The organism is Agromyces sp. NPDC052230 (assembly GCF_040679595.1).
In the GTDB taxonomy this organism is placed as follows: Bacteria; Actinomycetota; Actinomycetes; order Actinomycetales; family Microbacteriaceae; genus Agromyces.
Map to the genome: position 1 here is coordinate 1 of NZ_JBFAVC010000009.1, position 21,975 is coordinate 21,975.

The following is a 21,975-nucleotide window of genomic DNA, read 5'->3' on the forward strand; positions in this document are numbered from 1 at the left end:
GGGGGTGCCCGCGCTCCCACCCCGCGGCCGCCGGGGGCCCCCCCCCCCCCCCCCCCCCCCCCCCCCCGCCGCTCTGTGCGTACTCAGGCCGCTGTCGTTTTCGTCCAAGACCGCCCCGTGTCCGCGCTCTACTGTGGACCCAGGTAGCTCGCCCGATCGTGAGGAGAATGTGCTCGTGCGTAACCTGGTCTACACCGGTTTCATGTCGCTCGACGGAGTCGTGGACTCGCCCGGCGGCGGGCCTGGGGAGGAGCACCGCAGCGGCGGCTGGGTGATCAAGGACCTCGAGTTCGTCCCGGAAGCCTGGTCGCTGAAGGCTGAGGAGCTCGCCGACACGACGGCGCTCATGTTCGGTCGCCGCAGCTACGAGGCGTTCGCGCCGGTCTGGCCCGGCTCGGAGGACCACGCCGACTACAAGGAACTACCCAAGTACGTGGTGTCGACCACGCTGCCCGAGGACGCCCTTGTCGACGGGTGGGGGCCGACGACGATCCTGCGTTCGACCGAGGACGTCGCCGCGCTCAAGGAGGGCGAGGGCGGCGCGATCTTCATCCACGGGAGCGCGGAACTGGCCCGGCGGCTGTCGGACGCCGGCCTGATCGACCAATACAACCTGCTGGTCTTCCCCGTCCTGCTCGGTGCCGGGAAGAGCCTGTTCGGGCGGGCCGACCGCGACAAGTACATGCTGACGCTCCGGGAGTCGGAGAGCTATCCGAACGGGATCCTGAAGCTGGTCTACGACGTGAAGCGCTGATTCAGGTCGTGGGCTGATTCAGGTCGAGGGCGATCGCACCGCCGGCACCCTCGCGCAGCTGCCCGACGGTCCGTCCGATGTAGGAGCGCAGCGCGCGGGCCAGGTGCGGCTCGTCGAAGTAGCCGAGCTTGGCGACGACATCGTCGGTCGGGTCACCGGCGGCCAGTAGCCCCGCCGCCGTGCGGGCCCGCTCGATCTGCCGGATGGCGCCCCGCGTCAGCCCGGTCACGGCGCGGAACCGGCGTTCGACCGTGCGCCCCGAGACGTCCGGGCGGTGCCCGCGGAGCACCCCGGCGACGAGCGGGTCACCGACCACGATCCCGGCCCGGACGAGCCGCTCGACCAGGGCCTCGGCATCGTCGGGGTCAGGAGTCTCCCAGCGTGCGCCGTCCAGCCGGAACGTCCGGCGCGTGGTGTCGGGGAGTTCGACGCCCGCGTCGACCAGCGCCGGCGTGGGCATGGCCCGCAACGAGGTGCCCACCGCGAATTCGATGCCCGTGAAGGTCGCGCCCTCCGGAACCGGCACCGTGCCCGTCCGGGTCTCGGGACCGGTGACGCTCGCGTACGCGCGGCCGTCCTGCTTCCAGAACACCAGACCCCAGCGCACCCCTGCCACGGATGTCATCTCGGTGACCTGCTCGCTCGTGCAGGTCCAGACGGTGTCGACCCACCGCGAGTCGGACTGGCGCGTCCTGAAGCACAATTCCACGGATGAAGGATACGCCGCGCGTGCCGCGACGTCAGGACACCAGTGCTCCGGCGGGGAGCCCGACGGCGAAGACCTCGGCGTCGGATGCCCCGCAGACGACGAGTTGCGGATCGTGCGCGACATCCGCCCACCCCGGGAAGATGACGTCGTGGAGGTCGGCGCGCTTCGCCGGCCCGTCGGGCAGGTCGCGTCGCTCGAACAGGATCCGGGGGTCGATGACCTCGGACGTGGCCGGGTCGAACGCGAAGGAGATCGGGTAGTAGTGCCGCGCCCCGTCGTCGTCGAACGCGGCGATGTGGCCGAGCACGCCGAGGCGCCCGTCGTCCAGGAGCCAGGCGTGGTTCACCCCGCCCCATTCCTCCGGGACGAAGAGCCGCTCGAGGCGCGGCGCCGCCGCGACGTCGTCGATCGTGAGGGCGGCGAGCGAGTCGACCGTGGTGAAGCCGATGCGGCCCCGCCCGTCTTCGCTGCCCTGCGGCCGCGTGAAGACGCCGAGGCGTCCGTCGGCGAGATCGACGAACCGGAGGTCCTTCATGCCCCACGGCCCCGTGAACGCCGTCGCCGGGCGGGACATGTCGGAGTGATCCATCACGACCGTGCGCCACGCGAAGACGGGCGTTCCGCCTTCTCCCTCGACCTCGGTGATCTCGACGCCGCCGAGGTAGCGCGTGCCCGCGTGGTGGAACACGAACGGGTCCTGCAGGTCGAGGGCCGCGGCATCCGGAACCACCTGCCAGACGCCGCCGGCCCGCTCGAACACGACGACCTTCGACCACTCACTCGTGCGCTCCTCGACGCGGCCGGCGAGCAGCTCACGGCCAGACGCATCGGTGAAGATCCCCGACGGATTGTAGACGTCGCGATCGCCGACGCCGTCGAAGGAGAGCCGTTCGACGGCGAGCGGCACTGCGGCGTTCCTCCGGTACTCCGCGAGGAGTCGTTCGGTCGTGACGGTGCGGCCCATCCGGGTCCTTTCGGTTCGGGTCTGCGCGGCTCCGGTCATCCCTTCACGCCCGATCCGAGCTCGGTTGGGGTGAAGTGCCGCTGGAAGACGATGAAGAGGATCACGGCCGGGAGCGACAGCACGACGGCGCCGGCGAGCAGCACGCCGAACGGGTTGTCGTGGGTGGCCGCCTTGTCGATGTAGTTCGCGAGCGAGACCGCGAGCGGCTGCATCGACTGGTCCTTCGTGATCAGGAACGGCCAGAGGAACTCGTTCCACGGACCGATGAAGGTCAGGAGCGTCGCCGTCAGGATGGCCGGACGGACGAGGGGAAGCGCGATCGACCAGAAGATCCTGAGCTCGCCCGCGCCGTCGATGCGCGCCGCGTTGAACAGGTCGGCGGGCAACTGCAGGAAGTAGGTCCGGAAGATCAGCACGGCGGTGGAGTTGATCGCGAACGGCAGGATCATGCCCAGGTAGTTGTCGGCGAGCCCGAACGTGCGCACGGTCATGACGTAGAGCGGGATCATGAGCAGCTGGAACGGCACGGTCTGCACGAGGAGCATCACGGCGAACAGCGTGCCCCTGCCGCGATAGCGCAGCAGCGCGAGCGCATAGCCGGCGACGACGCCGAACACGAGCGTGCCGAGCAGCACGCCGCCCGTGAACACGAACGAGTTGAGCAGGGAGCGCCCGATGTCGATCGCCTCGTCGATGCCCGCGTAGTTGGCGAACGTGAGGTTCGACGGCCACGGGATGAGGCCGTGCGCCGTCGCGTCCTTCCGCGTCTGCACGGAACCGAGCAGCATGTAGTAGAAGGGGAACGCGAACGCCAGCGCCCCGAGCGTGAGGAGCACGTACGCGGCCACGGCGCCGAACGGCGCCCGTCGGCCCCGCCTCGGCCGTCCATCGTCGCGCCGCCCTGTGGCGCCCCTCGACGCGACGGCGGAGCTCTCAGCGGTCATCTCGGTGCCTTCCTTCCGTGGCGCGCCGGGCGATCCACGACAGCGCCAGCACGAGGACCACGAGCAGGATCCCGATCGCCGAGGCGATGCCGGGATGGTTCTGCTGGATACCCTCCTGGTAGATGAGCAGTACCGGCGTCGTCGAGGCGCCGTTCGGCCCGCCCCCACCCGTGAGCAGGTACGGCTCGGTGAAGAGGTTGGCGCCCGTGATGATGGCCAGCGTCGCGACCAGTGCCGTCGCGGGCCGCACCCCGGGCCAGGTGACCGCACGGAACGACCACCACGCGCTCGCGCCGTCGGTCTTCGCGGACTCGTACAGCTCCTTCGGGATGTTCTGAAGCGCAGCGAGGTACAGCAGGATGAAGAATCCCAGCTGCTTCCACGTGACGTACAGTGCGATCATCGGCATCGCCCACACGGAATTCACGAGCCACGACGGGTCGGGAGCGAGCGGGCCGAGGATCGAGTTCACGATGCCGCCCGAGCTGAACATGAACATCCAGATCGTCACCGTCGCCACCGAGGCCGTGACGTACGGGACGTAATAGGCGACCCGGTACGCGGTGACGAAGCGCACGGCGCGGTTCAGCGCCGTCGCCAGCAGCAGGCCGGCGGCGATGGTGAGCGGCACGTTGATCACGAGGAACACGCCGATGTGCCCGAAGGACGCGAGCACCTTGGGATCGGTGAGCACCGCCTGGAAGTTGTCGAGGCCGACGAACGGGCGATCGACCTCTGCCCCCGGCGCCGCGAAGAAGTAGTCGTGGAACGCGATGTAGATGCCGAAGCCCAGCGGGTACAGGAAGACGAAAACCAGGAAGATCGCGTACGGGAGGGAGAAGAGCGCGCCGATCGGGTTCTGTCCCATGATCCTCGCGAGCCCCCGCCGCGGGCGCGGCGCAGCGCCCCGCCCGGACGAGAGGGCATCGGCCCTCTCGTCCGGGCGGCTGGTGCGGGTGGCGGTCATGTCAGTCCGCGGACGCCAGCGTGTCGATCTCGGCCGCGGCCTCGTCGAACGCGGCCTGCACGTCCTGCTCGCCGAAGATCACGGACTTCGTCCACGCGTCGCGGAACACCTGCCAGATCTCGGTGGAGTTCAGGGTGTTCGGCACGGCGACGGTGCGCCCCTCGGCCCACTGCTCGTACTCGGGGTGCTCGGCGAAGAAGTCCGGGTACACGGTGGCAAGCGACGGCCGCAGCGGCATCTGCCCGGTCAGCTCCAGGAGCGCGCCATCCTGCTCCTCGCTCGTCGAGAACTTCAGGAACTCCCACGCGGTGCCCTGGTTCTCGCAGGACGTGAACATTCCGATGTTCTTGGCGTCGTCGAACGTGTAGGTGTCGGCCGGGTCCGTTCCCGCCGAGGTCGGGACGGAGACCGTGCCCCAGTCCACCTTGCCCTCGTACGACGCGACCGCCCACGGCCCGGCGATCGCCATCGCCGAGACGCCGTCGGTGAACGCGTCGCCGGTGTAGACCTCCTTGCCGGCGAGGCCCTCCTCGTAGAACGAGCTCCAGAAGTCGGCGACCGCGAGGCCCGCGTCATCGGTGAAGGCCGCCGTGCCGTCCTCGAGCAGTTGCGAGCCGCCCGACTCCGCGGCGAAGAACGGGTAGAAGTCGAACCACGGCTGGTAGAACTCCGAGCCGGGCGACGGGTAGACCGCATACTTCGCGGCGCCCGAGGAGACCAGGGCCCGAGCGCTGTCGAGGAAGTCGTCGTAGGTCGAGAGCGCCGGCTGTTCGGCGTCGAGGCCGGCCGCCTCGAACGCCGCCTTGTTGTAGAAGAGCACCACGGGGTTCGACTTCCACGGCATCTGGTAGTAGTGACCATCGCTCGAGGTGAACTGGGCGGCGTCGTCACCCGACCGCTCCTCGATGTACTCGGTGCCCCCGGGCAGTCCGGACAGGTCGACGAGACCACCCTGCCGCTGGAAGTCCGCGACCGCCGCCGGCGCGACGTTGTAGACCAGGCACGGCGCGTTGCCTGCGGCGATGGCCGCGCCGATGACCTCCTCGGAGGACTTCCCGGCGGGGATCTCCTGTGCCGTGACCTCCTCGTCGGGGTGCTCCTCGTTCCACGCCTCGACGACCTGCTCACCCCACTTGATCTCCTGCTCGTTGTTCGAGTACCAGATCGTGATCGGGCCGGTCGCGGCCGAGTCGCCGCCGCCTCCGCCCGATCCGGCGCTGCATGCGGAGGCGGTCAGGACGACCGCGACCCCCAACGCGGCGGTACCCCAAAGACGCGACTTCATTGTGTGCTCCTTCGTGCGCAGACATCCCTGCCGGCGGTGCGTTCGATGTTATATCCAACCGATTCAAACCGGTTTGAATGTGCATTCAAGCCCAGCCGCGCGGAGTTGTCAAGACGTTTCCCCGACGCTTGTCCTTCCGGTGCGGACGCGGACTTGACATGGACGATCGGAGCGTATTGACTTCCCAGTCAAACCGGTTTGAAGTTTCCACTGCGAACCGATGCCGACGACGATGGGCGGAGGGAGGCGATGATGACTGCGAGCCGGGCGAAACGGCCGACGATCAGCGACGTGGCGGCGCACGCCCGCACGTCGAAGGGCACCGTCTCGTTCGTCCTCAACGGCCGCGCCGGCGTGGCTCCCGAGACGCGCGCCCGGATCCTCGCCGCGATCGACGAGCTCGGCTACCAGCCGAGCCAGATCGCCCGGTCGCTTTCGAACTCGCGCGCCGGGGCGATCGGACTCGTCCTGGCACGAACCCCGCAGACACTCCGCTCCGACCCCTTCTTCGCGCCGTTCATCGCGGGCGTGGAACTCGCGGTCTCCGCCGACGACACCTCGGTGCTGCTCCGCTTCGTCGAGGACGACGCGGCCGAGCGCGCCGCTTACGAACGCCTCGCCAGCAGCCGCCGGGTCGACGGCGTCATCCTCGCCGACCTCCGGCGGAACGACCCTCGACCCGCGCTCGTCTCGTCGCTCGGGCTCGCCGCCGTAACGTTGAACCGTCCTGACGTGGCATCGCCGTTCCCGGCGGTGTGCAACGACGACGTCACGGCCATCGACGCGGCGGCCGAGCACCTCGTGGGGCTCGGGCACCGCCGGATCGCCCATGTGAGCGGCCCCCTGACGTACCTGCACCCGAACCAGCGCGATGCCAGCTGGCGCGGCGCGCTCCGGCGGATGGGGCTCGACCTCGCAGCGAGCGTTGCGTCCGACTTCACCGCGGAGGGCGGTGCGCAGGCGATGCGCGCCCTACTGGAGACCACTTCCGAGCGGCGGCCCACCGCCATCGCCTTCGACAACGACACGATGGCGGTCGCCGGCATCATCGCGGCCCAGGCCGCCGGGCTGGACGTGCCGGGGGATGTCTCGATCGTCGGCTTCGACGACGCGGAGCTCTCCGAGTACATCAACCCGCCGCTCACCACCGTTCGCACCGACCCGTTCGGCTGGGGAGAGGGCGCGGCGCGAACCCTCCTCGAGGTCCTGGACGGCGACGACGTGCCCGACACCGTGCAGGCCGGCGTCTCCACGTTCGTGGTCAGGTCGTCCACCGGCGCCGCGCCGGCCTGATCCACCGGACCCGATCCGCCCGCCTCCGAATCCAGCATCAGCATCCTCCCGAAGGAGAACCGTGTCCGTCGACGGCATCCCGTACACCCTGACGCGGCTGCACACGCTCATGCAGCCCGAGCCCGGGAACGTGCTCGAGGCGGAGGGCGTGCTCAACCCGGCATCCGGTCGCGGCCCCGACGGCGAGCTCTACCTGTTGCCGAGGATCGTCGCCGACGGCAACGTCTCGCGGGTCGGCATCGCGCGCATCGTCGTCGAGGACGGCGTGCCCGTGGGTGTCGAGCGGCAGGGAGTCGTGTTGGAGCCGGCGAACCGGTGGGAGCAGGGCGCGCGCACCGCGGGGACCGAGGACCCGCGGGTCACGTGGGTCGAGGCACTCGGGGTGCACGTGATGACGTACGTCGCGTACGGGCCGTTCGGCCCGCGCACGGCGCTCGCGGTGTCCGAGGACCTCCGGACCTGGCGGCGACTCGGGCCGCTCCACTTCGAGTACGACCCCGAACTCGACGTCGACCTGAACCTCTACCCGAACAAGGACGTCGTCGTCTTCCCCGAGGTCGTCCTCGATCCCGAGGGCACGCCCAGCTTCGCGTTGCTGCACCGTCCCACGTGGGACCTCGGGTCGATCCGAGCCGGCGAACGCATCTGGCCGCCCAGCGGCCACGACGACCCGCGCCCCTCGATCTGGATCTCGTACAGCCCCGCAGCATCCGTGCTCGAGGACCTCGCGTCGCTGACGTGCCAGCGCGGGTCGCGCGAGCTCGCGCGACCGGCCTTCCCGTTCGAGGAGCTGAAGATCGGCGCCGGGCCGGCGCCGGTGCGCGTGCCGGAGGGCTGGCTGCTGCTCCACCACGGCGTCACGGGCGAGATCCGCGACCCGTGGTCCACCGATAACGACGTCCGCTACTCGGTCGGCGCCATGATCCTCGATGCGGACGAGCCGCACCGCGTGCTCGCGCGCTCGGCCGAGCCGCTGATGGTGCCCGAGGCGCCTCACGAACTCGAAGGAACGGTCGACCAGGTCGTGTTCCCCACGGCCATCGAGGAGATCGACGGGCACCGATTCGTCTTCTACGGCATGGCCGACGCGAAGATCGGCGTCGCGCGCCTCGATCGGATCGACGCCTGACATGACCGCATGGTGGCGGGACACGGTCGTCTACGAGGTGTACCCGCGATCGTTCGCCGACAGCGACGGAGACGGCGTCGGCGACCTCCGCGGGCTGATCGGCAGGCTCGACCACATCGCCTCACTCGGCGTGGGCGCCGTATGGCTGTGCCCGGTCTTCCCGTCGCCGCAGTACGACCACGGCTACGACGTCTCCGACTACTTCGACGTGGATCGACGCTTCGGGTCGCTGCAGGACCTCGACGACCTCGTGGCCGCGGCGCACGCGCGTGGCATCCGGGTCATCCTCGACATGGTGCTGAACCATACGTCGCACGAGCACCCGTGGTTCCTGGCCGGTCTCCGGCGCGACGCCCCCGAACGCGACTGGTACATCTGGCGCCCGCCGCGCCCCGGGCACCACGGTGGGGAGCCGGGTGCCGAGCCCACGAACTGGGGCGCGGTGTTCGGCGGCTCGGCGTGGACGTGGCACGAGGCGACCGGCGAGTACTACCTCGGAACCTTCTCACGGTGGCAGCCCGACCTCGACTGGTCGAACCCTCGGGCTCGCGAGGCGATCTTCGGGATGCTGCGGTGGTGGCGCGACCGCGGCATCGACGGCTTCCGACTCGACGTCATCAACCACGTCGACAAGCCCGACCCGATCGCCGACGGACCGGCAGTCGCCGGCACGGCGCTCGCCGACGGCGCGGCCCTCTGCGTGAACGGGCCGAGGCTGCGCGAGTACCTGATCGAACTGCGCGACGCGGTGGTCGGCAGCCGCGACGACCTGCTGCTGCTCGGCGAGACGCCCGGCCTCTCGGTGGAGCAGGCGGCGGCGCTCGCGCACCCCGTCACCGGCCCGCTCGACATGGTCATCCAGTTCGAGCACGCCGAACTCGACCGAGAACCCGAGCGCTGGCGATCCCGGCCCTTGCGCCTGCCCGACTTCGCGTCCTGGACGAACCGGTGGCAAGCTGGCCCGGGCGCGTCCCCGTGGACCGCCCTGTTCCTGTCGAACCACGACCAGGCCCGCATCGTGTCGCGGTACGGCGACGACGGGCGGTGGCGGGCGCGATCGGCGACCTGCTGGGCGACCGTGCTCATGTGCCACCGGGGAACCCCGTTCATCTACCAGGGGGACGAGATCGGGATGCGCAACTTCCCGTTCCGCGACATCGCCGAGTTCTCCGACCTCGCGGCCCACCACGAATTCGCCACGGCGACCGCGGCGGGCGCGGCGCCCGACGAGGTCGTCGCCGGCCTGCAGCGGCTCGGGCGCGACAACGCCCGCACGCCGATGCAGTGGGACGGGTCGCCGGCGGCCGGCTTCACGACCGGCACCCCGTGGCTGGCGATCAACCCCGACCACGCCTGGCTCAACGTGCGGCGACAGGAGGATGATCCGCACTCGGTGCTCGCCCACTACCGCCGGCTGGTCGGGCTCCGTCGTGCGCTGCCCGCGCTCGTCGACGGCGATGTCCGCGTGCTGTGGCCCGAGCACGAGCGCATCCACGGCCTCGTGCGCGACGACGGGAGCACCGAGGTGCTGCTCGTCGCGAACCTCTCGGGCGAGCGTGCCGACCTCCCCGACGACGAGGTGCTGCGCGACTGGCACGGCGCCGAGGTCGTGCTATCCAATCTCTCGCCCGGCGAGCCCGCGGGCGCGGTGGCGCACACCTCCCTCGCGCCGTGGGAGGCGCAGATCCGCCGGCGCCCGGCGCGTGCCGAGCCCGCATCGGCCGTGCCGACCGACCCCCTGCAGCCCGACCCGGAAGGCACCTGACATGGATCTCTCGCACCTCGTGAAGGCCTACGACATCCGCGGCATCGTGCCCGACGAGCTCGATCCGACCGTCGCGCACGCGCTGGGCGCCGCCTTCGCCCGGGTGGTGGTGCACCCCGAGGCCGGCAGCGCACCAGCGGACGCCGCGGAGCAGACGACGGTCGTGGTCGGCCACGACATGCGCGCATCCGGTCCCGGTCTCGCACGGGCGTTCGTCGAGGGCCTGACCGACGCGGGCATCGACGTGGTGCAGATCGGTCTGTGCTCGACCGACGGGCTGTACCACGCCTCCGGTGCACTCGGCCTGCCGGGCGCGATGTTCACCGCGAGCCACAATCCGGCGCAGTACAACGGCATCAAGCTCTGCCGGGCCGGCGCGCGCCCGGTGGGCGAGGACACGGGTCTCGCCGACATCCGCAGCATGGCGGGCGCCTTCCTCCGCGACGGGCTCCCTGAACCTGCCGCGCGCCGGGGCACCATCGCCGAGACCGACCTCCTCGCCGACTACGCCCGATTCCTGCGCGGACTCGTGGACCTCTCGGGCATCCGCCCGCTCAAGGTCGTCATCGACGCGGGCAACGGCATGGCCGGCCACACGGCGCCGGCGGTGCTCGGCACGGCCGCGGGGCTGCCGTCGCTGCCCCTCGAGATCGTGCCGCTCTACTTCGAGCTCGACGGCGAATTCCCGAACCACGAACCGAACCCGCTCGACCCCGAGAACCTCCGCGACCTCCAGTCGGCCGTCGTCGAGCACCGGGCCGACCTCGGCATCGCGTTCGACGGCGACGCCGACCGCTGCTTCGTCGTGGACGGCGACGGGGCTCCGGTGTCGCCATCGGCCATCACGACCCTCGTCGGCCGGCGGGTCGTCGCGGCCGAGCTGCGGGCGGGCCGCGTCCCGACGGTGATCCACAACGCGATCACCTCCCGCGCCGTCCCCGAACTGCTCGGTGCGGCCGGCGCGCGAACCGTGCGCACCCGCGTCGCACATTCCTTCATCAAGGCCCGGATGTCGCAGCACGACGCGGTCTTCGGCGGCGAACACAGCGCCCACTACTACTTCCGGGACTTCTTCTTCGCCGACACCGGGATGCTCGCGGCCATGCACGTGCTCGCGGAACTCGGTGGCGGGGACCGGTCGCTGGCCGATCTCGTATGCCCCGACGACCCGTACGCGGCGAGCGGGGAGATCAACTCGCGCGTCGCCGACGTGTCTGCCGCGCGCGATCGCGTGCTCGCGGCCTTCCTGTCCCCGGAACGGGATGCGCCTGCGGACCTCGATGAACTCGACGGGCTGACGCTGAGCCGATGGGACTCTGCGCCGAAGTGGTGGTTCAACCTGCGGGCATCGAACACCGAGCCGCTGCTCCGGCTCAACGTTGAGGCCACCGATCGGCCCACCATGGAACGCATTCGCGACGAGGTGCTGTCGCTCGTGCAGGAGCGCGACCGCTGACCCGGCGACCCGGGGTCGCCGAGTGCACGGGCGCACCGAGGGTCATCGCCCGAGGCGCGCGCGACCGCTCGCGACGACGCCCGCGATGGCGACGGCGATCCCGATGACGGATGCCGCCACCGGCACCACGAGCGCCGTGCGCGTGGCGTCGACGGCTGCGACCCCGTCGGCGGCGACCGCCATGAGCAGCGCACTGGTGGCCGCCAGGCCGATCGCGGCCCCGAACTGGAACGAGGTGTACAGCAGCCCGCCACTGAGCCCCTGGTCGTCGTCGTCGACGCCGTCGGTCGCTGCGACGGTGAGCGGTCCATACGCGAAGGTGAACGCGAGGCCGACCGCGAGGAAGCTCGGGAACATGGCCGCGTAGGTCCAGTCGGGCGCGACCGGGAAGAACAGCAGGAAGGACACCGCGGCGAAGACGAGTCCGCCGAGGATCACGGGCCAGAGCCCGAAGCGTGCGACGAGTCGCGGCGTCACCGTCGGCGCGAGAATGGCGTCGATCCCCATCACGAGCATCGCGAGCGACGTCTGCAGCGTCGTCCATCCGAGCAGCTCCTGGAGGTGCAGCACCACGAGGAACTGGAAGCCCATGAACCCCGCGGCGAGGGCGGCGGCGCCCGCGTACGCACGAAGGAGCGGCATCCGTCGCAGGAACGAGAGCCGCACGAGCGGTTCGGGCGCACGCCGCTCGATCATGACGAACGCGGCGAACAGCACGACGCTCGAACCCGCCAGGAGTCCAGTGACGATCGGGGCCGCGTGCGACGACTGCTCGATGGCCGCGATGAGCGTGAGGAACGCGCCGGTCACGGTGACGGCGCCCGCGACATCCGCTCGCCCACGACCGACGCGAGCGGATGTCGCGGGCTGACGGGGCACGAGCGGCAGGGCGAGTGCCAGCAGCACTCCCGTGACGAGGACGGGCGCGAAGAACACCCACCGCCACCCGAGCATGGTGAGGAGCCCTCCGGCGACGAGGCCGAGCGAGAATCCGGCTGCACCGATCCCCGCGTAGATCAGCAGCGCCCTCGTGCGCAGCGGCCCCTCAGCGTAGCTTGTCGTGATGATCGACAGGCCCGCCGGCATCATGAAGGCGGCGGCGATGCCGGTGACGGCCCGTGCGGCGAGGAGCGTCCACGACTCGGTGGCGAGACCGCCGAGCGCCGAGAACACGAGGAAGACCATCATCGCCCCGAGGAACACCCGACGGCGCCCGAGGAGGTCGGCGGCCCGGCCGCCGAGCAGCATGAACCCGCCGTACCCGAGGATGTAGGCGCTCACCACCCACTGGAGTTCGCCGGTCGCAAGACCGAGATCGGCCCGAATGACCGGCAGGGCGACGTTGAACATGGCGATGTCGACGCCCTCGAGGAACGCGGCGCCGCACAGCACGATGAGCAGCCAGAGGGCACGCCCCCGCAGCCGGTCGGTGAATGGCGCTGCGCGCTCGGCGGGCGGCACGGGAATCGAGCGGGTGTCGGTCGTCAATGCGGCTCCTGATTTTCGGTTACTTCTTGATACCGACCACATCCTGCGTCACCATTGACGCATGACGGAAGACGGCACTTCGAAGTCACTCGGTTCCTACGAGGGAACCGACTGCCCCGACCCGTTCCAGTGGGACACCCGCGAGGACTGCGAGGTGCGCCAGATCCTCGACCGCATCGCCGACAAGTGGTCGCTGCTCGTGATCGCCCTGCTCGACGACGGCACGATGCGCTTCACGGAGCTCAAGCGCCGCATCGACGGCATCAGCCAGCGCATGCTCACCGTCACGCTGCGCCAGCTCGAGCGCGACGGCATGGTGCGTCGCACGGTGCATCCGGTCGTTCCGCCGCGCGTGGACTACGAGCTCACCGACCTCGGGCGCTCGCTGCACGCCACGGTGCAGTCGTTCGTGGTCTGGACCGAGGCGCATCAGGCGGATATCGCGGCCGCACGCAGTCGCTTCGACCGAGCGGATGCCGCGGCCGGCGTCTGACTCAGATCTCCTCGCCCCGCTGCATCCGAGCGGCGAGCAGGGTGTTGCGCAGGAGCATCGCGATCGTCATCGGACCGACGCCGCCCGGCACGGGCGTGATCCAGCCCGCGACCTCGGTCACCGCGTCGTCGTCGACGTCGCCGCGGAGCCCGTCGGGCGTGCGGTGGATGCCGACGTCGATGACGGCGGCGCCCGGCTTCACGTGCTCGGCCGTGATGAGGCCGGGGCGTCCGGCCGCGGCGACGAGGATGTCGGCCGTTCGGGTGACGTCCGGTAGGTCGCGGGTTCGGGAGTGCGCGATCGTCACGGTGGCGTCGCGTTGCGTGAGCAGCTGGGCGAGCGGAGCGCCCACGAGCTCGGAGCGCCCGACGACGACGGCACGCGCGCCGGAGATCTCGACCCCGGCGGCGTCGAGCAGCTCGATCACGCCGCTCGGGGTGCACGGGCGGAGCCCGGGCTTGCCGCGGGCGAGGAGCCCGGCGCTGAGCGTGGTGAGCCCGTCGACGTCCTTGTCGGCCGGGATCAGGTCGATGAGCGGGCCGGAGTCCACGCCCTTCGGCAGCGGCAGCTGGAGGAGGATGCCCGAGACGCTCGGGTCATCGGCGAGACGCCTGATGGTGTCGGCGATCTCGTCGGCCGTCGCGCCCTCGTCGAGGTGCACGTGGTGATCCTCGATCCCGACCGCGACCGCCTGCTTGCGCTTGCTGGCGACGTAGACCTGGCTCGCCGGGTCTTCGCCGACGAGGATCGTCGCGAGTCCGGGCGCGCTTCCCGACGATTCGGTGAACGCACGGATGTCGCCCGTGAGGCGTTCCCGAAGGCGAGCGGCGACGGCCTTGCCGTCGATGACCTGCGCGGTCATCGGAGTTCCGCCGGGGTTCGAGCTGCGGGATCCGTCATGTTCGTTGCGCCTTTCCGAGGAGCGGACCGCGGACGACGGGTGCATCTCCGCTGCCCTGCGAAGAACGTCCGTCCGATTTCATTCATTTTTGTCTACAATCAAACCTACACTCTTGTCGAGGAGGAGTCACGATGGAGATCGCCGTTCTCGGATTGGGCGAGGCCGGCCGCGCGTATGCCGAGGGCCTCCACCGCCGCGGAGCGATCGTGCGCGGCTTCGATCCGGCGCACACGGGCGAACCACTCGACATCGGCACCATCGCCCCGAGCCTCGAGGCGGCCGTGCGCGGGGCCGACGTCACCCTGAGCCTCGTCGGGGCGTCCGCAGCGGCCGCCGTCGCCGAACAGGCGCACGCCGCCATGGACACGGGCACCGTCTTCGCGGACCTGAACACGGCGTCGCCCGAGCTGATGCGGCGCCTGGCCGCGGGAGCGCACGCGGCATCCGTCGGCTTCGTCGACGTCGCCATCATGGCTCCCGTGCCGCGCGCCGGCGTCGACACGCCCCTGCTCGCCTGCGGCACCGGTGCGGCGTGGCTGACCGATGCGTTCACGGCGCTGCGGGTTCCCATCGAGGACGTCGGGCCCGAGGCCGGCGTCGCCGCCGGACTCAAACTGCTGCGAAGCGTCTTCATGAAGGGGCTCGCCGCGCTCACGTTCGAGAGCCTCGCGGCGGCCGAGCGCACCGGCTCGACGGAGTGGATGCGGTCGCAGATCGCAGCCGAGCTCGGTTCCGACGGGCACGCACTCGTCGACCGGCTGGTCACGGGAACGAACCAGCACGCCGCCCGCCGGGTGCACGAGATGCGCGACGCTCGCGCCTACGTCGACACGCTCGGCACACCCAGCCCGATGACGGCGGCGACCCTGGAGTGGTTGGAATGCCTGGCGGACTCGCCCTCGACGATCCGCTGACCGTCCCGCGGCGGCCTCGCGACGTCGACCTGCCGTTCTGGGTCGATCCGGAGGTCGTGTTCACCACGCTCTTCCGCCACGAGACGACGGCGTTCTGGCTCGACAGCGGTTTCGGTGCCACCGCCGGCGTGAGCTACCTGGGCGCGCCGTCGCCGGCGTCGATGGTCGCGATGCCGGATGCCTCGGGGCGCGGCGTGCGGCTGGAGTCTCCGACGGGCGGCCTTTGCTCGCGGCATCCGGGGTCCGTGTTCGACATCCTCCGGGAGACGACGGCGACGGGGCACGCCGCGGACGCCGGAGGGCCTTCGCCGGGACCCGGGCGAGGCTCCGGCCTCGGGCTCGGTTGGGTGGGCTGGCTCGGCTACGAGCTCGGCGCGCAGCTCGTCGGCACACCCCACCATCGGTCCCCGCTCCCCGACTTCGCGCTGATGTTCGCCGACCGGGTCATCGCGTTCGACCACGCCGCACGCACGATCACGCTGCGGGTTCCCGAAGGTTCGCCGTCGGCGGACCGGTGGGTCGACGAGGCCTCAGCGGCCATCGAGGCACTGCGAGGGCGCAACGTCGCGCCACCGCCGCCCGCGCCTGCTGCACCTCGGGCACTGGCGACGTTGCGGCATCCGCGCGACGCATATCTCCGGATGCTGCACGAATGCGGCGAGGCGATCACGCGCGGTGACGCGTTCCAGATCTGCCTGACGAACGAGATCACGATCGAGTCGAGCCTCGACCCCGTCGACACCTACCTCCGGCTGCGGCGCGCGAACCCGAGCCATCACGCCGGATTCCTGCGGTTCGGGGAGGTCGCCCTGCTCAGCTCCTCCCCCGAGCAGTTCCTCGACATCCGGCCCGACGGGCGGGTCGAGACCATGCCGATCAAGGGCACGCGGCGGCGAGGGGCATCCGTCACCGAGGATGCCGCGCTCGTGAACGAGCTCGCATCGGACCCCAAGGAGCGGGCCGAGAACATCATGATCGTCGACCTCATGCGCAACGACCTCAGCCGGGTGGCCGAGCTCGGCTCCGTCGTCGTGCACGGCCTCCTGCGCGTGGAGAGCTATCGGAACGTGCACCAGCTCGTCAGCACGATCTCGGCGCGCATCGCAGAGGGACGATCGTGGGTCGACGTGCTCGAGGCGTGCCTGCCCGCCGGCTCGATGACCGGGACGCCGAAGCACAGCGCCATGACGATCATCGACCGCCTCGAGCGCGGGCCGCGCGGGCCCTACGCGGGTGCGTTCGGGTACCTCGGCACCGATGGCCGCGTGGATCTCGCGATGACCATCCGCAGCCTGGTGGTGCAACCGGATGTCGCGACGATCGGCACGGGCGGCGGCATCACCGCGTCGTCGGTCGACATACTCGAATTCGACGAGACCCTGCTGAAGGCGGAACCGTTGCTGGCCGCGGCATCCGCGACCCTCGTCATGGAGCGGCCGGGGAGCCGGGAGACTCCGCGGCCGGAACTGCCCGCGGCGGAGAAGCCGGCGCTCGGTGCGGCCGGACGCGCCGGATGATAGTGTCAGGCTACCTGAAACGGCGCCGAGCGTCGTTCGGGTGGCAGGATGATCCGAGCAGCCGAACCGACTGGAGAACCATGGCGACCGATCGCGGACTCATCTATCTCATCAAGCAGGTGGAACTCGGCGTGCGTCGCCCGTTCGGCGACGTGGTGAACGTGCACGACATGAATCTCGCGCAGTACACGGCACTCACCGTGCTGGTGCGCCTTCCCGGAATCACGTCGTCCGAGCTCGCCCGTCGGTCGTTCGTACGGGCGCAGACCATGGCCGAGACCGTCACCATGCTGATCGAGGGCGGGCTCGTGCGCCGGGAGCCCGACCCCGACCACGGCCGCCAGATGCTGCTCCACATCACCGACGCCGGAGTCGCGCGCATCACGGCCATGTCCGACGACGTACGGACCGTCGAAGACGACATGCTCCGTGAACTGACCGACGAGGAGGTCGACCAGTTCAAGTCGTACCTTCGGCGCTGCCGTGACGCGCTGCGCTCCCCCACGGTGACGATCGGCGCCGGCGCGGTCGCCGCCACGGGCGCGGTCACCGGCACGGGCGCGGTCACCGGCACGGGCGCGGCCCGGGGAGTCTAGCCCCGCCGTCGCTCAGAGCGGGGCACGGCCCGCCTCGCCGGCCCGTCGCAGCGCGCGCGAGATGCCGTTCGCGGTGACGCGCACGAGGTGGATCATGTTCTTCTCGTCCACGTCGTCATGGCGCAGGACGAGCGAGAGCGCCGCGATGACGGAGCCGTCGGGTCCGAAGACCGGGGCCGCGACGCCGACGTGGTCGAGGTCCATCTGCCGGTCGCTGATCGCGTAGCCCCGACTCCTCACCTCGGCGAGCACGCGGCGCAGTTCGTCGGGGTCGGCGTAGGTGTACGAGGTGTAGCGCTTCAACGGCGCTGCGAGCACCTCCTCGCGCACGTCCTCGGGCGCGTGGGCCAGCAGCACGAGGCCGATCGCGGTGACGTGCAGGGCGTACCGCCCGCCGACGCGCGGCCGCCCGCGTCGGTAGTTCGGGTTCTGGAAGCGCTCGACCGAGACGAGTTCCGTGCCCTCGCGCACAGCCAGCTGCACGTTGTAGTGCGTCGTCTCGTACAGATCCTGCATGTAGGGACGCGCGATGCGCTGCAGCCCCATCGAACGTGGGGCGAGCGACGCCACCTCCCACAGTCGGAGTCCGATGCGGTACTTGCCCGCCTGGTCCCGCTCGAGGGCGCCCCAGTCGGTGAGGCGATGGACGATGCGGTACGCCGTGGCGATCGGCACGCCCGAGTTGCGGCTCAGGTCGGAGAGCGACTGCCGTTCCCGCCCGCCGTGGAAGGTGCCGATGATCGCGAGTGCGCGGCTGACGACCGACCGGGACGCCTCCTCATCGGCCGCGTCCTCGACGTGCGGATCCGCCATTGGATTCCCCTCGCTTCGCCACCGCCATGGGGGCGTCGGCCCACGACGGTCGTCGTGGGTCGGGATGCCGCTGCTAGTGCCCTTCGCCCTCGGGCAGGATCACGTGGTCGAGCGTGTACGGCGTGGGTTCGAGGGCCTTCGACATGATCGCCTCCATCACGGGAAGCGGCACGAGGCAGTCGGCGCACGCCTCCTCGCCGGCCGCGATCTCGACGACGACCTTCTCGTCACCGGCCTCCGACCAGCTGAGCAGGTAGCCGTCCGACGCGAGCATGTCGCGGAACTGCTGCAGAGCCTCATCCACGGCCGTGCGGCCGTCAATCGTGTCCACCATGGGGGACCTCCTCTTTCCATCATGCGGTCCTCGACCACGAATTCACTCAAGCACCTGATGGCTCCGAGTCCCACCAAGGCTTTCACCAGCCGGAAAATTGTTCGTTTCTTCTGGGCGTCCTGTCGGAGACTGACGAGGCCGGCGCACAACCTCGCCTGGCCCCGAACGACGAGAGAGGAACCCCGTGCGACACGTGATCGTCATCGGTTCTGGCCCTGCCGGGTACACGGCTGCGATCTACGCCGCGAGGGCACGGCTTGCGCCCCTCGTGATCGCGAGCTCCGTGGAGTTCGGCGGCGAGCTCATGAAGACCACCGAGGTGGAGAACTTCCCCGGCTTCCCCGACGGCATCCAGGGGCCCGACCTGATGACCAACATGCAGCGGCAGGCCGAGCGCTTCGGCGCCGAGATCGTCTACGACGACGTGGTACGGCTCGAGCTCGACGGCCCCGTGAAGCGCGTGCACGTCGGCAACGGCGATGTGCACGAGGCACTCAGCGTCATCTACGCCACCGGCTCCGCCTACCGCATGCTCGGGCTCGACGATGAAGCCCGCCTCTCGGGGTACGGCGTCTCCTGGTGCGCAACGTGCGACGGCGCCTTCTTCCGCGACAAGCAGGTCGCCGTCGTCGGTGGCGGCGACTCCGCGATGGAGGAGGCCACGTTCCTCACGCGCTTCGCCGACACCGTGCACGTGATCCACCGCAAGGACTCCCTGCGCGCGTCCGCGACGATGCAGGAACGTGCCCGCGCGAACCCGAAGATCCGCTTCCACTGGAACAAGCAGGTCGCGCACATCCACGGCGGCGACCTCGTGAGCGGTGTGGGGCTCGTCGACACGGTCGACGGCACCGAGTCGAGCCTCGACCTGTCGGGCGTGTTCATCGCCATCGGCGCCGACCCGCGCACGCACCTCGTGCACGGGCAGCTGGACCTCACGGCCGAGGGCACGATCGCCGTCGACGGCCGTTCCTCCCGCACCAACGTCCCCGGCGTGTTCGCCGCCGGCGATGTCATCGATCCGACCTACAAGCAGGCGGCAACGGCTGCCGGCTCGGGTGTCGTGGCGGCGCTCGACGCCGAGCACTTCCTCGCGTCCCTCCCCGAAGGCCTCCTCGCGCAGGCCGTGCAGCCCGCCGCCGAGACGGTCGCCGCCTAGTTCCCATCCCGCACGCCCGAAGGAGAACCCCATGTCCACAGCTCGCGAGGTCACCGATGCGACCTTCGCCGACGAGGTGCTCGCCGCCGAAACACCCACGATGGTGGACTTCTGGGCGCCCTGGTGCGGCCCATGCCGCGCGCTCTCGCCCATCCTCGACCAGATCGCGGCGGAGCATCCCGGCCGACTCGACGTCGTCAAGGTGAACGTCGACGAGAACATGGAGACCGCGTTGACGTACCAGGTCACCTCGCTGCCGGCGATCTTCGTCTTCCGCAACGGCGAGGTCGTGAAGCGCATGACCGGTGCGAAGGGCAAGCCCGCGCTCGAGGCGGAGTTGGCCGAGTTCATCGGCTAGCAGTGCAAGGCTCGACATCCGCTCGGCGGTCTGTTGCACGCTGCCGAGCGGATGCCGCGAGCCGACGGTCACCCCCAGCCGGTCAGCAGCGCCGGGGGGACGTGGATCTCGAGCAACACGATGAGCAGGTTGAGCACCAGGGCGAACACTCCGACGGACACCAGAATGGAGATCCAGCCACGTCGCGCGGACCAACGAAGTACGGCGACGAGCCAGAGCAGGGACGCGTAGAAGAACGGGATCACGAGCGCAAGCAACGGCAGGGCGAGGAACCACAGCGTCCACACGAGCACTCGTCTCCGTGTCGACGAGGGGTTCTCCTCCGTCCCGGGAGCCGACTCGTCGTACACGGACGCACCGAGGTCGGTCACCTCGCCATCGACGACCGACTCGCCCGCGCGGATCTTCCGCAGGTCCTGGGTGAGCGCGTAGAGGGCGGAGAGGGTCCCCGCGACCGCGACGAACGCGGGGAACCAGAAGGTCGGCCGCTCGATGGACATCAGCGAGATCGCCGCGGCGCCGGCGAAGACCAGCAGCACGAACCCGGTCGCGATCACCCTGACGACACTCAGACTAGGCATCGTTCACCTTCTCCTTCTCCGGCGTCTTCGCTCCCCGGGTCATTCGCCGCGTCACGGCCTTCACGGACTGGGCGATCCGTCCGGTGCTGTTGGTGAGTCCGGCTGCGAGCGTGATGATCACGAGCACTCCGACCACGATCGTCCACGGCTGCGTCAGCCAGCTCCAGTCGTACCTGCCCACCGAGATCCAGAGATAGTTCTCCGCGCCCGTTCCGAGCACGAAGCCGATGATCAGCGGTGGCCGGGGCCACTTGATCGCCTGCATGCCCCACGAGAGGAGCGCGATCACCACGACGAGCACGATGTCGCCCCACTGCACGCCCGACTGGTACGCGGCGAGGAGCATCACGACGATGAGCATCGGCCCATAGGAGTGGGGCTTCAGGAGGCTCAGGCGGCTGAGTGGCCGGGCGAGCGCCCCGCTCGCGATCGCGCCGATGGCGTTGGCGAGGGCCAACGTCCAGATGAAGACGAAGACCAGAGAGATGTTCTCCGGCCGCAGCAGTGTCGGCCCCGTCGCCACCCCCATCGTCGCCATACCGCCCAGTAGGATCGCCGCCGTTGCGCTGCCCGGGATGCCGAACATGAGCGTGGGCACGAGGACGCCGCCGTCCTTGGCGTTGTTCGCCGCCTCGGGCGCGATGACACCGCGGATGTCCCCCTTCCCGAACTGATCCCGGTCCTTTCGCACGGCGCTCTTCGTCGCCCCGTACGCGATCCAGTCGATGACGCTGCCGCCGATGCCCGGCACGATGCCCAAGGCGGTGCCCAGGAGCGAGTTCCCCACGACCACGCGCTTGTGCCGGAAGACCTCCCGAGCGCCGCGTAGCACGCCGCCCTTGCTGAGCGGAAGCTCATGGGCGACGGCCTGGCCCTGCACGAGCAGCGACAGGATGGATGGGATCGCGAACAGCCCGATCGCGAGGATCGCGAGGTCGATGCCGTCGAGAAGGTAGGCGATGCCCCCGACGAATCGATACTCCCCCGTCATGCTCGCGCTCCCGATGGTGGCGAGCAGCATACCCAGGCAGGCGGAGATGAGCGCCGGCGCCATCGCACCTCGCGAGATCACGACCACGAGACTCAGGCCGAGCAACGTGAGCATGAACAACTGCGGCGAGCCCATCCCGACGATGATCGGGCGGGCGAGGGGTATCAAGAGGAACAGCGCGATTGCGCCGATGATCCCGCCGATCATGTTCGAGGTGAACGCGGCTCCGAGCGCCACGTTCGCCAGTCCCTTGCGGGCCATCGGATACCCGTCGACCACCGTCGCCTGCGAGGCTGCGGTGCCCGGTACGCCCATGAGCACGGACGGGAACGTATCGCCGATCGTCGTGGCGGCGTTCAGGCCGATGAGCATGCCGATCCCGCTTGCGGGATCCATGCCGACGATCAGCGGCAGCAGCACGGCCATGCCCGTGATCCCACCGAGCCCGGGGATGAGCCCGAGCACCAGGCCGATGCCCACGCCGACGAGCAGCCAGAGTAGGTGCTCGGGGCTCAGGATCGTCCCAAGGGCTTCAAACGCAGGCTCCCACATCTCCGATCACCC

22 protein-coding genes are annotated in these 21,975 nt (G+C 70.1%); 11 read left to right on the top strand and 11 right to left on the bottom strand.

Annotation, left to right across the window (positions count from 1 at the left end; genetic code table 11):
* Positions 1–175: 175 nt before the first annotated feature.
* The gene (locus tag AB0K73_RS18160; protein ID WP_364775651.1) at positions 176–754 is read left to right on the top strand and encodes a dihydrofolate reductase family protein; all 579 of its coding nucleotides are present in this window, start codon (positions 176–178) and stop codon (positions 752–754) included.
* Position 755: 1 nt separating this feature from the next.
* Here the strand turns inward: AB0K73_RS18160 and AB0K73_RS18165 are convergent, their stop codons facing one another.
* The 5 genes from AB0K73_RS18165 to AB0K73_RS18185 all read right to left on the bottom strand — a co-directional run bounded on the left by AB0K73_RS18165 (position 756) and on the right by AB0K73_RS18185 (position 5,623).
* A complete protein-coding gene (locus AB0K73_RS18165; RefSeq protein WP_360517826.1) occupies positions 756–1,463 on the bottom strand; it encodes a helix-turn-helix domain-containing protein in 708 nt (235 codons plus the stop codon).
* Between the two features lie 31 nt (positions 1,464–1,494).
* On the bottom strand, positions 1,495–2,427 hold the full coding sequence (locus AB0K73_RS18170) for a DUF1861 family protein (protein WP_360517829.1): 933 nt from the start codon (positions 2,425–2,427) through the stop codon (positions 1,495–1,497).
* A 35-nt stretch (positions 2,428–2,462) separates the two neighbouring features.
* Complete coding sequence (locus tag AB0K73_RS18175) at positions 2,463–3,371, bottom strand: carbohydrate ABC transporter permease (RefSeq protein ID WP_360517832.1); 909 nt, start codon at positions 3,369–3,371, stop codon at positions 2,463–2,465.
* Entirely contained in the window at positions 3,361–4,239 is an 879-nt protein-coding gene (locus AB0K73_RS18180) for a sugar ABC transporter permease (protein ID WP_360517835.1), read from the bottom strand. The genes AB0K73_RS18175 and AB0K73_RS18180 overlap by 11 nt, the downstream gene beginning before the upstream one ends.
* Before the next feature lie 100 nt (positions 4,240–4,339).
* Entirely contained in the window at positions 4,340–5,623 is a 1,284-nt protein-coding gene (locus AB0K73_RS18185) for an extracellular solute-binding protein (RefSeq protein WP_360517838.1), read from the bottom strand.
* 249 nt (positions 5,624–5,872) lie between these two features.
* Here AB0K73_RS18185 and AB0K73_RS18190 point away from each other — a divergent pair, with 249 nt between their 5' ends.
* The 4 genes from AB0K73_RS18190 (at position 5,873) to AB0K73_RS18205 (ending at position 11,266) form a co-directional block, all read left to right on the top strand.
* Positions 5,873–6,916, top strand: a complete 1,044-nt coding sequence (locus tag AB0K73_RS18190) for a LacI family DNA-binding transcriptional regulator (RefSeq protein ID WP_360517841.1) — start codon at positions 5,873–5,875, stop codon at positions 6,914–6,916.
* Positions 6,917–6,977: 61 nt separating this feature from the next.
* Positions 6,978–8,045 (top strand): glycosidase, encoded by a 1,068-nt coding sequence (locus tag AB0K73_RS18195; RefSeq protein WP_360517844.1) that lies wholly within the window; start codon positions 6,978–6,980, stop codon positions 8,043–8,045.
* 1 nt (position 8,046) lies between these two features.
* The gene (locus AB0K73_RS18200) at positions 8,047–9,810 is read left to right on the top strand and encodes an alpha-glucosidase (RefSeq protein WP_360517847.1); all 1,764 of its coding nucleotides are present in this window, start codon (positions 8,047–8,049) and stop codon (positions 9,808–9,810) included.
* A 1-nt stretch (position 9,811) separates the two neighbouring features.
* On the top strand, positions 9,812–11,266 hold the full coding sequence (locus tag AB0K73_RS18205) for a phosphomannomutase/phosphoglucomutase (RefSeq protein ID WP_360517850.1): 1,455 nt from the start codon (positions 9,812–9,814) through the stop codon (positions 11,264–11,266).
* Positions 11,267–11,308: 42 nt separating this feature from the next.
* Here the strand turns inward: AB0K73_RS18205 and AB0K73_RS18210 are convergent, their stop codons facing one another.
* Entirely contained in the window at positions 11,309–12,754 is a 1,446-nt protein-coding gene (locus AB0K73_RS18210) for an MFS transporter (RefSeq protein ID WP_360517853.1), read from the bottom strand.
* Between the two features lie 61 nt (positions 12,755–12,815).
* Here AB0K73_RS18210 and AB0K73_RS18215 point away from each other — a divergent pair, with 61 nt between their 5' ends.
* Positions 12,816–13,247: a helix-turn-helix domain-containing protein gene (locus tag AB0K73_RS18215; protein WP_360517856.1), complete on the top strand. Its 432-nt coding sequence runs from the start codon at positions 12,816–12,818 to the stop codon at positions 13,245–13,247.
* A 1-nt stretch (position 13,248) separates the two neighbouring features.
* Here the strand turns inward: AB0K73_RS18215 and folD are convergent, their stop codons facing one another.
* Entirely contained in the window at positions 13,249–14,109 is an 861-nt protein-coding gene (gene folD / locus AB0K73_RS18220; protein WP_360517859.1) for a bifunctional methylenetetrahydrofolate dehydrogenase/methenyltetrahydrofolate cyclohydrolase FolD, read from the bottom strand.
* 170 nt (positions 14,110–14,279) lie between these two features.
* Between folD and AB0K73_RS18225 the strand changes: the two genes are divergently transcribed.
* The 3 genes from AB0K73_RS18225 to AB0K73_RS18235 all read left to right on the top strand — a co-directional run bounded on the left by AB0K73_RS18225 (position 14,280) and on the right by AB0K73_RS18235 (position 17,175).
* A complete protein-coding gene (locus AB0K73_RS18225; protein ID WP_360517862.1) occupies positions 14,280–15,062 on the top strand; it encodes a DUF1932 domain-containing protein in 783 nt (260 codons plus the stop codon).
* The gene (locus AB0K73_RS18230) at positions 15,029–16,579 is read left to right on the top strand and encodes a chorismate-binding protein (protein ID WP_360517865.1); all 1,551 of its coding nucleotides are present in this window, start codon (positions 15,029–15,031) and stop codon (positions 16,577–16,579) included. The genes AB0K73_RS18225 and AB0K73_RS18230 overlap by 34 nt, the downstream gene beginning before the upstream one ends.
* Before the next feature lie 80 nt (positions 16,580–16,659).
* Positions 16,660–17,175: a MarR family transcriptional regulator gene (locus tag AB0K73_RS18235; RefSeq protein WP_360517868.1), complete on the top strand. Its 516-nt coding sequence runs from the start codon at positions 16,660–16,662 to the stop codon at positions 17,173–17,175.
* A 12-nt stretch (positions 17,176–17,187) separates the two neighbouring features.
* Here AB0K73_RS18235 and AB0K73_RS18240 read toward each other — a convergent pair whose 3' ends face one another.
* Positions 17,188–17,988 carry an IclR family transcriptional regulator gene (locus tag AB0K73_RS18240; RefSeq protein WP_360517871.1) on the bottom strand — a complete coding sequence of 267 codons (801 nt, stop codon included), beginning with the start codon at positions 17,986–17,988 and terminating at the stop codon, positions 17,188–17,190.
* Positions 17,989–18,061: 73 nt separating this feature from the next.
* A complete protein-coding gene (locus AB0K73_RS18245) occupies positions 18,062–18,322 on the bottom strand; it encodes a hypothetical protein (protein ID WP_360517874.1) in 261 nt (86 codons plus the stop codon).
* Between the two features lie 184 nt (positions 18,323–18,506).
* On the opposite strand from AB0K73_RS18245, the gene trxB reads away from it, so the two are divergent.
* Both trxB and trxA read left to right on the top strand, forming a co-directional pair.
* A complete protein-coding gene (gene trxB, locus AB0K73_RS18250; protein WP_360517877.1) occupies positions 18,507–19,481 on the top strand; it encodes a thioredoxin-disulfide reductase in 975 nt (324 codons plus the stop codon).
* 31 nt (positions 19,482–19,512) lie between these two features.
* The gene (gene trxA, locus AB0K73_RS18255; protein ID WP_360517880.1) at positions 19,513–19,839 is read left to right on the top strand and encodes a thioredoxin; all 327 of its coding nucleotides are present in this window, start codon (positions 19,513–19,515) and stop codon (positions 19,837–19,839) included.
* A gap of 68 nt (positions 19,840–19,907) precedes the next feature.
* Here the strand turns inward: trxA and AB0K73_RS18260 are convergent, their stop codons facing one another.
* Positions 19,908–20,420, bottom strand: coding sequence for a hypothetical protein (locus tag AB0K73_RS18260; RefSeq protein WP_360517883.1), 513 nt, complete (start codon positions 20,418–20,420; stop codon positions 19,908–19,910).
* Positions 20,413–21,963, bottom strand: coding sequence for a tripartite tricarboxylate transporter permease (locus AB0K73_RS18265; RefSeq protein WP_360517886.1), 1,551 nt, complete (start codon positions 21,961–21,963; stop codon positions 20,413–20,415). The genes AB0K73_RS18260 and AB0K73_RS18265 overlap by 8 nt, the downstream gene beginning before the upstream one ends.
* Between the last annotated feature and the right edge of the window lie 12 nt (positions 21,964–21,975).

Bases quoted from the DNA above. Each gene is read 5' to 3' on its own strand.
- AB0K73_RS18200 (WP_360517847.1), top strand. From the start codon at position 8,047: ATGACCGCATGGTGGCGGGACACGGTCGTCTACGAGGTGTACCCGCGA.
- AB0K73_RS18225 (WP_360517862.1), top strand. From the start codon at position 14,280: ATGGAGATCGCCGTTCTCGGATTGGGCGAGGCCGGCCGCGCGTATGCC.
- AB0K73_RS18260 (WP_360517883.1), bottom strand. From the start codon at position 20,420: ATGCCTAGTCTGAGTGTCGTCAGGGTGATCGCGACCGGGTTCGTGCTG.
- AB0K73_RS18235 (WP_360517868.1), top strand. From the start codon at position 16,660: ATGGCGACCGATCGCGGACTCATCTATCTCATCAAGCAGGTGGAACTC.
- AB0K73_RS18245 (WP_360517874.1), bottom strand. From the start codon at position 18,322: ATGGTGGACACGATTGACGGCCGCACGGCCGTGGATGAGGCTCTGCAG.
- AB0K73_RS18185 (WP_360517838.1), bottom strand. From the start codon at position 5,623: ATGAAGTCGCGTCTTTGGGGTACCGCCGCGTTGGGGGTCGCGGTCGTC.
- AB0K73_RS18240 (WP_360517871.1), bottom strand. From the start codon at position 17,988: ATGGCGGATCCGCACGTCGAGGACGCGGCCGATGAGGAGGCGTCCCGG.
- folD (WP_360517859.1), bottom strand. From the start codon at position 14,109: ATGACCGCGCAGGTCATCGACGGCAAGGCCGTCGCCGCTCGCCTTCGG.
- AB0K73_RS18175 (WP_360517832.1), bottom strand. From the start codon at position 3,371: ATGACCGCTGAGAGCTCCGCCGTCGCGTCGAGGGGCGCCACAGGGCGG.
- AB0K73_RS18205 (WP_360517850.1), top strand. From the start codon at position 9,812: ATGGATCTCTCGCACCTCGTGAAGGCCTACGACATCCGCGGCATCGTG.
- AB0K73_RS18180 (WP_360517835.1), bottom strand. From the start codon at position 4,239: ATGGGACAGAACCCGATCGGCGCGCTCTTCTCCCTCCCGTACGCGATC.
- AB0K73_RS18170 (WP_360517829.1), bottom strand. From the start codon at position 2,427: ATGGGCCGCACCGTCACGACCGAACGACTCCTCGCGGAGTACCGGAGG.
- AB0K73_RS18190 (WP_360517841.1), top strand. From the start codon at position 5,873: ATGATGACTGCGAGCCGGGCGAAACGGCCGACGATCAGCGACGTGGCG.
- AB0K73_RS18215 (WP_360517856.1), top strand. From the start codon at position 12,816: ATGACGGAAGACGGCACTTCGAAGTCACTCGGTTCCTACGAGGGAACC.
- AB0K73_RS18230 (WP_360517865.1), top strand. From the start codon at position 15,029: ATGCCTGGCGGACTCGCCCTCGACGATCCGCTGACCGTCCCGCGGCGG.
- trxA (WP_360517880.1), top strand. From the start codon at position 19,513: ATGTCCACAGCTCGCGAGGTCACCGATGCGACCTTCGCCGACGAGGTG.
- AB0K73_RS18265 (WP_360517886.1), bottom strand. From the start codon at position 21,963: ATGTGGGAGCCTGCGTTTGAAGCCCTTGGGACGATCCTGAGCCCCGAG.